3 protein-coding genes are annotated in these 1,553 nt (G+C 35.6%); all 3 read right to left on the bottom strand.

Annotated elements, in window-relative coordinates:
- Positions 1-138: 138 nt before the first annotated feature.
- Positions 139-555 (bottom strand): putative toxin-antitoxin system toxin component, PIN family, encoded by a 417-nt coding sequence (locus EHQ58_RS05955; RefSeq protein WP_135622969.1) that lies wholly within the window; start codon positions 553-555, stop codon positions 139-141.
- A complete protein-coding gene (locus tag EHQ58_RS05950) occupies positions 555-809 on the bottom strand; it encodes a CopG family ribbon-helix-helix protein (protein WP_135622970.1) in 255 nt (84 codons plus the stop codon). Before EHQ58_RS05950 ends, EHQ58_RS05955 begins: the two co-directional genes overlap by 1 nt.
- 271 nt (positions 810-1,080) lie before the next feature.
- The coding region (locus EHQ58_RS18705; protein WP_167883549.1) for a hypothetical protein at positions 1,081-1,553 on the bottom strand (473 nt) is incomplete at its 5' end.

Here is a 1,553-nt window from a genome sequence, read left to right as displayed (position 1 = left end):
CGTCTTCTTGCAGAGCAAGAAGCGTGACGGAGGACAATGTGCCTTTAGGCCGAGCGAGGGCGACAGTCCCGAGCGTAGCGTGTCAGCCGCAGTTATGCGACGTTGCGGGAATTTGCGACACGGAAGTCGCAGACCCTCTTATTTATCTTCCTCTTTAATTCTTAAAAATTCTTCCGGTGGGACAATCTTAAAATCAGTTATACTTTTTAGAGATAAAATATCTTTGTCTCCAGTAACTAGGAAATCAACTTTGGCAGAGTAGGCTGTCTCAAGGATATGATAATCATTTCTATCTCTTAATTCTAAATAACTATTGAGAGGAGAAATACTAATCAATTTTGTAATATCTCTAATTTCAGATAAAACTAGCTGAACGAAATCATTGTTTAATTTGAACTTAGGTTTAGAAAGCGTATCTTCCAATTCTTTAAGAATTTCGTTTGAGATAAAAGCTAAAACTCTTTCGTCAACGAGTTCCTGCAGGACTAGTCTTGGTTTTCCTTTGAATAGAATAGCTGAGACATAAATATTAGTATCTAATAGAATGCGAAGCATTAAGAAGCTTTTCGTTTACTTCTAACTTGGCTAATCTCATCGAAAATGTCTTTTTCTGAAAATTTACTTTTAGAGGTAACTTTATCTGCGAATGTAAAGATACTCTCCCATCTAGATTTTTTTTCAATATAAGACCTCGCAGCTTCCCGAATTAACTCAGATCTCGATCTATGTTCTTTTTTTGCAATTTTATCAATTTCTTTTAAAAGAGCTTTTTCGAACGAAATATTTACAGTTTGATTTACAAAGTCAATGATATACAATCATTGTATATAAGTCAAGGGAATTCTACACCAGAATATATAAAGAAATATAAACCGCCGCACGGACGCGGCGTCTTCCCCCGCAATGTCGCATAACGAACAAGCTAACCGACGTAGGCTGGCCCTGAGTCCCGGAACGGGACGTTAGGGACTGGAACGACACTTGCGCAAGCAAGGGGAGTGCCAGAAGCCTATGTGTCGCAGACCGAGCGAGGCCTTGTGCCGAAGCGAAGTGGTTAGCGGCAGTTATACGACGTGGTAATTATAGAAAATATTCTGGTATTATTCCTTGAATTACGTCAATTCTTTGCCATTTCCTGATCTTTAAATACGGAATTAGTTTATCTAGAATTTCTTTCATTTTACTAGATTTAGCAATTGACTTAAATAGTTCTTCTAAAGATGGCATATCGCTTTCTATTTTGATTAGATATAATGAAATTAAATTAAAAATTTCATCAATTTTGTCTTCCGAATTGATGAAATATTCGATTAGTTTTTTCTTCGACGAAAATGCGAATTTAGGGTTAATGGCTCCAGTCAGAATACTTTGTAATATTCCTCGTTTTTCTATTTTTCTTTTCTGATATGCTTCAACTATAACTTCTTCGTTGAATAATTCCGGATACAATGTTAAATAATTGAATAAATAGAGGCAAATTTGTTCATTGCAATTCTCTATAATAAATGCAGCATAGTTATCTGTAAGTTTTCCACTGTTAAATAAAATACTTA

Source organism: Leptospira ognonensis (assembly GCF_004770745.1).
Lineage (GTDB): Bacteria > Spirochaetota > Leptospiria > Leptospirales > Leptospiraceae > Leptospira_A > Leptospira_A ognonensis.
This window is presented reverse-complemented; position numbering and strand designations above follow the sequence as displayed.

Coding starts and splice junctions, on each gene's coding strand:
- EHQ58_RS05955 (WP_135622969.1), bottom strand. CDS start 555: ATGCTTCGCATTCTATTAGATACTAATATTTATGTCTCAGCTATTCTA.